A 7,221-nucleotide genomic window follows, 5' to 3' on the forward strand; every position below is an offset into this window, starting at 1 on the left:
GCACCAGCGCGCCGCCGGTGCCCGGCAGGGGTGTGGCGTTGACGAACCGGGTGCCGCGCTGGTGCTGCTGCACCGCTACCGGACGCTGTTCGCCGACGACGACGTCGAGTTGTTCGCGGAGCTGGCGAGCCAGGCCGCGGCGCTGGCCGAGCGGGCCGCGGTGCTGGACGACCGGCACCGGCTCGCGGTCATCGTGGAGTCCTCCGCCGACGCCATCATGAGCAAGGATCTCGACGGCGCCATCACCAGCTGGAACGCCGGGGCCGAACGGCTCTACGGCTACACCGTCGCCGAGGTGGTCGGCCGGAACGCGGACCTGCTGTTCCCGCCCGGGGAGCAGCACCAGGAGGCGGAGCTGCTGGCCCGGGCGGCCCGCGGCGAGTGCGTCGACCAGGTCGAGGTGCAGAACCTCACCAAGGACGGCGTACCGGTGACGGTGTCGCTCACCTCGTCGCTGATCACCGACGCGAGCGGGCAGCCGACCGGGGTGGCCTGCATCGCGCGAGACACCAGCGAGCGCCGGCGGGCCGAGGCCATGTTCCGCGGACTGCTGGAGGCCGCTCCCGACGCGATCGTCGGGATCACCGCCGACGGGCGGATCGCGCTGCTCAACGCGCAGACCGAACGGCTGTTCGGCTACCGGCGCGACGAGCTGCTCGGGCAGCCCGTGGAGTTCCTGGTCCCGGAGCGGATCCGGAAAGCGCATCCGGAGCACCGCCTCAGCTACTTCACCGACCCGCAGCGCCGGCCGATGGGTGCCGGGACGGCGCTGGCCGCGGTGCGCAAGGACGGCACCGAGTTCCCGGCGGAGATCAGCCTGTCCGCCCTGGAGACCGACCAGGGCGTCATCGTCTCGGCCGCGATCCGCGACGTCACCGAGCGGCTGCAGGCCCAGGCCGAGCGGGAACGGCTGGCCGCCCAGGCCGAGCGGGACGCCGCCGAGCGCCGGCTGCAGCACACCCGCCGGCTGGAGAGCCTCGGTCAGCTCGCCGGCGGGGTGGCGCACGACTTCAACAACATTTTGGCGGTCATCGCCAGCTACACCGAGCTGCTCACCGAGACCCTGGCTGACCCCGTACCGGAGCCGGCGGAGCTGACCGCCGCCCGCGCCGACCTGGGCCAGATCGGGCGGGCCACCGAACGCGCCACCCGGCTGACCAAGCAGTTGCTCGCGTTCGGCCGGCGGGAGATCACCCAGACCCAGGTGCTGAGCCTCAACCACGTGGTCGGCGATGTCGAGCAGATGCTGCGCCGTACCCTCGGCGAGCACATCCACCTGATCACCCACCTGGACCGCGACCTGTGGCCGGTGTGCGTCGACCCCAGCCAGTTCGAGCAGATTCTGCTCAACCTGGCGGTGAACGCCCGGGACGCGATGCCCGGTGGCGGGACGCTGTCCATCGACACCGGCAACACCGAGCTGGACGAGGACGACGTCGCGGACTGCACCGACCTCGCCCCGGGCCGGTACGTGCGGTTCCGGGTCAGCGACACCGGCAACGGGATGCCGGCCGAGGTGGCCGAGCGGGCCTTCGAGCCGTTCTTCACCACCAAGCCGCAGGGCGCCGGCACCGGGCTGGGCCTGGCCACGGTGTACGGCATCGCCACCGCGGCCGGCGGTCACGTCCGGCTCTACTCCGAGCCCGGCATCGGTACGACCGTCACCATCGTCCTGCCGGCGTCCGACGACGCGATGACCGTCCCCGAGGCAGCGGAGCAGGACAGCGCACCGGCCGTCCGGTCCGCCCCCGAGGCGACGATCCTGCTGGTCGAGGACGAGGAGGCGCTGCGCGTCGCGACGGGCCGCATCCTGACCCGGGCCGGCTACGAGGTGCTGGTCGCCGACGGTGGTCCCGCCGCCCTGCGGATCGCCCAGCAGCACCCGGCGCCGATCCACCTGCTGCTCACCGACGTGATCATGCCGAAGATGATGGGCAACGAGGTGGCTGCCCGGGTGCAGGCGCTCCGGCCCGGCCTGCCGGTGCTCTACATGTCCGGGTACGCCCAGCCGGTCCTCACCGAGAACGGCACCCTCCCGCCGGGTGTGCTCATCATCGAGAAGCCGTTCACCCGGCGTGACCTGCTCGACTGCGTGCACGCCCGGCTCCGGCACGCCGCGGCCGAAAGCTCCGATCCTTCGGCGGCATTGAGCCCCTGACCGGTCTCCCGGCGGCAGATCGGGCACGACCGCCCGGCCTCGCGTGCCGCTGCGGGCGAAGCCCTCGACCACGGTGGCGTCCATGCAGTACAACGGGGTTGATCCGGGCCGCCACCGACGCCGGCCCGGCCGGGGGAGGCCGCCGTGGAGAAGTCACTGCTGGACCGGATCCGCACCGGTCTGATCGGCGCGGGCGAGGTGCTCGACGGGCCGTACGGCCCCCGGCGGCTCACCTACGCCGACTACACCGCGTCCGGCCAGGCGCTGGACTTCGTCGAGGACTTCATCCGGCGGCAGGTGCTGACCCGCTACGCCAACACCCACACCGAGGCCTCCGCGACCGGGCTGCAGACCGGCGCCCTGCGCGAGGAGGCCCGCCGGATCATCCACCGCGGCGTCGGCGCCGGCCCGGAGCACGTGGTGCTCTTCTGCGGTTCGGGGGCCACGGCGGCGGTCAACAAGCTGGTCGCGATCCTCGGCCTGCGCATGCCGGAAACCCTGGCCGACCGGTACGGCCTGACGACGGTGATCCCGGGCCACGAGCGGCCGGTGGTGTTCGTGGGACCGTACGAGCACCATTCCAACGAACTGCCGTGGCGCGAGACGATCGCCGACGTGGTCACGATCGGCGCCACCCCCGACGGTCACGTCGACCTCGACGACCTGCGCCGGCACCTGGTCGCGTACGCGGACCGGCCGCTGCGGATCGGCAGCTTCTCCGCCGCCTCGAACGTCACCGGCCTGCTGACCGACACGACCGCGGTGACCCGGCTGCTGCACGAGCACAACGCGCTGTCGGTGTGGGACTACGCGGCGGCCGGCCCGTACGTGCCGATCCGGATGCGCGAGTCCGCGCCGGGCAGCGGCGACCACCTGGACGCGGTGTTCCTATCCCCGCACAAGTTCGTCGGCGGCCCGCAGACCCCCGGCGTCCTCGTCCTGCGCCATGACCTGCTGACCAACCGCGTGCCGACCGTGCCGGGCGGCGGGACGGTGGCCTTCGTCGACCCGGTCACCCACCGCTACCTGGACGACCCGATCGCCCGGGAGGAGGGCGGCACCCCGGCGATCGTGGAGTCGGTCCGCGCGGGCCTGGTCTTCGCCGTCAAGGAAGCGGTCGGCACCGACACCATCGGCGCCCGCGAACACGCCCTGTGGCGGCGGACCCTGGACCGCTGGGCGGGGGAGAGCCGCATCGAGGTGCTCGGCGGCCTGGCGGCGGAACGGCTGTCGATCGTCTCGTTCCAGATCCGCGCCGGCCAGCGCCACCTGCACCACAACTTCGTGGTGGCGCTGCTCAACGACCTGTTCGGCATCCAGGCCCGCGGTGGCTGCTCGTGTGCGGGCCCCTACGGCCACCGCCTGCTCGGCATCGACGAGGCGCACTCCCGCGAGTTCCACGCCGAGATCGTCGACGGGTGGGAGGGCATCAAGCCGGGCTGGGCCCGGATCAACCTCAACTACTTCATCTCCGACGAGGTGGCCGACTACCTGGCGGAGGCGGTCGCGCTGATCGCCCGGTACGGCGGCCGGCTGCTGGAGGATTACCGCTTCGACCCGCGTACGGGCCGGTGGCGCCACGTGCGCGCGGCCGGGCAGCCGGTCCGCCTGTCGGACCTGCGGCTCGGCCCGGACGGCAGCGTCTCGATGCCCGGGGCGCGGCCGACGCTGGGGGAGGAGGTGCTCGCGGGCTACCTCGACGAGGCCCGCCGGATCATGCGCGAGCGGGCGGAACCGATCGACGGGGTGGGCCTGGACCTGCCACCGGCGTTCGAGAAGCTGCGCTGGTTCCTGCTACCGGCGGAGTGCCTGGCGGATCAGGGCTGATCCTCGTCGAAGAGGTAGGCACGCCCGGCTGCAATCGCGCCGCGACGTCGGGACGCCGCGCGGCGACGGCCCGGCCGAAAGCTTCCAGATGGTCAGCGGTCAAGGATGATCTCCACGAGGGGGCTGCCGGCGAGCCAGCTCTCCAGGCTCTCGGCCCAGTCCAGGGTCGGCACGATCTCGCCGAAGACGCCGGCCCGTTCGTCCGGGTCGGTCACCGCGCGCCCGCGTACCGGAAGATCCAGGCCATGCAGATGCAGCGTGAACTCGGGATGCGCGAGCATGTTGGCGTACCAGTCGCGCGACCCCGGGCTGCCGGTCAGCCAGAAACGGCCGCCCGCCCGGTACCGCCACGTCTCGATGCGGCGGGGTTGCCCGCTGCGCCGCCCGATCGTCGTGATCTCGACGGTCTGCTGCCGTTCGAGTGCCTGCCGGGCCTGGTCCGTCACCGTCATGAGCCGATCGTCCGACCTCAAGCCGGGTTCAGGTCAACACTGTGCGGCTTGCGAGCGAGTTGGATCCAGCACCGTGGGCTGCCGTCCCGGTAGTTGCCGAGGCCGGTCAAGGGGCTCGTCTCGACGGTGAAGCCGGCTGCCGTCAGGTCGCGCTCCATCGCGGGTAGTGCGGTGGTGCGGTAGTACATGACGAACGGAGGCTTCAGCACCGCATTGCGGACCCGCATGACCAGGTCGAACCCGGTCAGCGTCCAATGCGCGACCGACGTCGGCGGCGGCAGCACACCCATAGGAACGGCGAAGAGCCCGCCGGGCCGCAACGCCCGGTAGACGCCCTCGAAAAGCGCCGGCCGTTCCGCCGGCAGGAAATGCCCGAGCGCCCCGAAAGTCACCGCGAGATCGAATTCACCGGCGAAGGGCAGGGCCCGAACATCGGCCCGTACGAATGTGGCATCGGGATAGGCGGCCCGCGCCTGCTCGAGCATGCCCGCGCTGAAGTCGACGCCGGTGATGCCGTCCTGGCACAAGCGCTGGAGGGTCATCAGGCCGGCGCCCGTACCGCAGCAGACGTCCAAGCCCCGGCCGAACGGCCCACTGCCGTCGAGCGCCTGCACGGTCGCCTCAAGAATGCTGTCCGGCGTCCGGAACGGCGTGTGGTCGAACTTCGGCGCCAGCAGGTCATAGCCCCGCTCGACGGAGGAAAGGGCTTGTACGCAAAGCTCGCGCAGGGATGGTCCTTGAGGCGAGAACACGCGCCGAGGGTACCCGCCGGCCCACAGGGGAGGCACCCGATCCGTTGGTCGCGCCCGTCTGGATCCTGATCAGCTGGTCGCGGCCGCCCGGCGATGCCGGTAGCGAGTCTCGACGAGGGGAGCGCCTCGGGAATCGTTCGTCCTTGAGGATCCGTCGGCTTGCCAGCCACCGGCTTCGTAGAAACGCCGGGCGCGGTCGTTCGCCTCCAGCACCCACAGGACCACTTCCCGGTAACCACCCGCCTCGAGCCGACGCAGCCCGGCACTCATCAACAGCCGGCCGGCTCCTCGCCCCCAATGCTCCGGCAGGATGTAGATGGCCCGCACCTCGCCCACGAGAGCGGCATCCACGTCCGCGTCCTCGCCCGGCGCAACGTTGATGAATCCGACAACGCCGTCGTCGGGGTGTTCGGCCACGAGGGTTCCCGCAGGCTCCTGGTCGGACCGGAGCAACTGCAGCCATCCGTGCCGACGCCGGGACGGATCCAGCTGATCGAGGTGGTGCTGCGGCACCGTCCCGCGGTACGCCTCCTGCCAGCTCCGCGTCTGCACGACAGCAAGCGCCAAGGCGTCATCCACGGTTGCCGATCTGAGGATCACTCCCAGCATCCTGCCATCGAGGAACGCCCCCAAGCCCACAGTGGGGTTATCCCCACCTCCGCTCGCGGGTCTACCGGATGGTTTCCCCGCCCCAGCCGGCGAAGCATGTCCTCATGGTGACGATCCGACCCCCGGCCGTGCCCCCACTTCTCACCGGGCTGTGGACCATCGTGTTCGGCCGCGACCGACCTCCGGCCGCACCCGGAAGGCTGCTCCGCAGCCCACTCCTGACCGCAGTGTTCCTCCTGGCCGGTCTCGGCGCGGCCGCGTTCGTCTACTACGACCTCACCGACCTCACCCTGACAGGACCAACAACCGCGGTACGGCTGGCGCTCGCCACCGCGGTAGCGGCCCCATTGACACTCCTCCCACGCCGCCCACTGCTCGCCTGGCGGCTGGCGATAATCGCGACCCTGCTCAACCTCCCGCTCACCGTCGCCCCCGAAGGCCTGTCGTGGCCGTGGCATCCGGCCCAGACCCTGGCCCTGCCGGTCCTGGTGCTCTTCGTCGCCCTCCGCCATCCCGTCACGACGGTGTTCTGGGCCGGCCTGGCGACCGCAGCGGCAATGGTGGTGCACCTGCCGGCCGCGCAGGCACCGGTGGTCATCGCCTTCGTCGTCCTCTTCGCAGTGGTCGGCGACCAGATCCGCCGCCGCGTCGAAGCGCAGCACAACCTCACCGCCGAACGGAAGCTGACCGAGGTGGAGCAGGCGCGGCGCGTCGTCCTGGAGGAACGGGCCCGGATCGCCCGCGAGATGCACGACGTGGTGGCGCACCACATGTCGCTCATCGCGCTCCGGGCGGAGACCGCGCCGTACCGGCTGATCGACCAGCCCGAGGCGCGGGATGCGGAGTTCGTCGAGATCGCGGGTGCGTCGCGGGCCGCCCTCAACGACATGCGCCGCCTGCTCGGCGTCCTGCGCAGCGACCCGGACACGGCAACGTCCGTGCAGTCACCCGGCCTGGCCGGAATCCCAGCCATGATCGAAGCCGCCGGCGCCGCGGGCCTCGACGTCTCACTGGAGCCGGCCGGCACCGTGACGGCAACGCCGGTCGTCGAGGAATGCGCCTACCGCATCGTCCAGGAAGGAATCTCCAACGCCACCCGGCACGCACCCGGCGCGGCCATCCGCGTAACCCTGACCGCGGACGACCGGACGCTGCAGGTCCGCGTCCGTAACACCGACCCAGAACCAGCCGGTCCCGCTGCCGTCGCCAATTCCGCCGGCGGCGGCCTGAACCCAGCCGGTCCCGCTGCCGTCACCGATTCCGTCGGCGGCGGCCTGAACCCAGCCGGTCCCGCTGCCGTCACCGATTCCGTCGGCGGCGGCCTGAACCCAGCCGGTCCCGCTGCCGTCACCAGTTCCATCGCCGGAGGCCCGGACCCGGCCGGTTCCGTTGCCCTCGCCAGCCTCGCCGGCGGCGGCCCCGA

6 protein-coding genes are annotated in these 7,221 nt (G+C 71.8%); 3 read left to right on the plus strand and 3 right to left on the minus strand.

What is annotated here, in order from left to right; all coding sequences use genetic code 11:
* Together AB0C29_RS25505 and AB0C29_RS25510 are read left to right on the plus strand one after the other, a co-directional pair.
* Positions 1–2,158: PAS domain S-box protein (locus AB0C29_RS25505; RefSeq protein WP_360824785.1), on the plus strand; the 2,158-nt coding region annotated here is incomplete at its 5' end.
* Between the two features lie 144 nt (positions 2,159–2,302).
* Positions 2,303–3,985, plus strand: coding sequence for an aminotransferase class V-fold PLP-dependent enzyme (locus tag AB0C29_RS25510; protein ID WP_360824788.1), 1,683 nt, complete (start codon positions 2,303–2,305; stop codon positions 3,983–3,985).
* Between the two features lie 92 nt (positions 3,986–4,077).
* On the opposite strand, the gene AB0C29_RS25515 is transcribed toward AB0C29_RS25510, so the two are convergent.
* The 3 genes from AB0C29_RS25515 to AB0C29_RS25525 all read right to left on the minus strand — a co-directional run bounded on the left by AB0C29_RS25515 (position 4,078) and on the right by AB0C29_RS25525 (position 5,798).
* Positions 4,078–4,437: a nitroreductase/quinone reductase family protein gene (locus AB0C29_RS25515; protein ID WP_360824791.1), complete on the minus strand. Its 360-nt coding sequence runs from the start codon at positions 4,435–4,437 to the stop codon at positions 4,078–4,080.
* Positions 4,438–4,454: 17 nt separating this feature from the next.
* Complete coding sequence (locus AB0C29_RS25520; protein ID WP_360824794.1) at positions 4,455–5,189, minus strand: class I SAM-dependent methyltransferase; 735 nt, start codon at positions 5,187–5,189, stop codon at positions 4,455–4,457.
* Positions 5,190–5,258: 69 nt separating this feature from the next.
* Positions 5,259–5,798: a GNAT family N-acetyltransferase gene (locus AB0C29_RS25525; RefSeq protein ID WP_360824797.1), complete on the minus strand. Its 540-nt coding sequence runs from the start codon at positions 5,796–5,798 to the stop codon at positions 5,259–5,261.
* Positions 5,799–5,902: 104 nt separating this feature from the next.
* On the opposite strand from AB0C29_RS25525, the gene AB0C29_RS25530 reads away from it, so the two are divergent.
* Positions 5,903–7,221: histidine kinase (locus AB0C29_RS25530; RefSeq protein ID WP_360824801.1), on the plus strand; the 1,319-nt coding region annotated here is incomplete at its 3' end.

The sequence above is a fragment of the Actinoplanes sp. NPDC048791 genome (genome assembly GCF_040650095.1).
GTDB lineage: Bacteria > Actinomycetota > Actinomycetes > Mycobacteriales > Micromonosporaceae > Actinoplanes.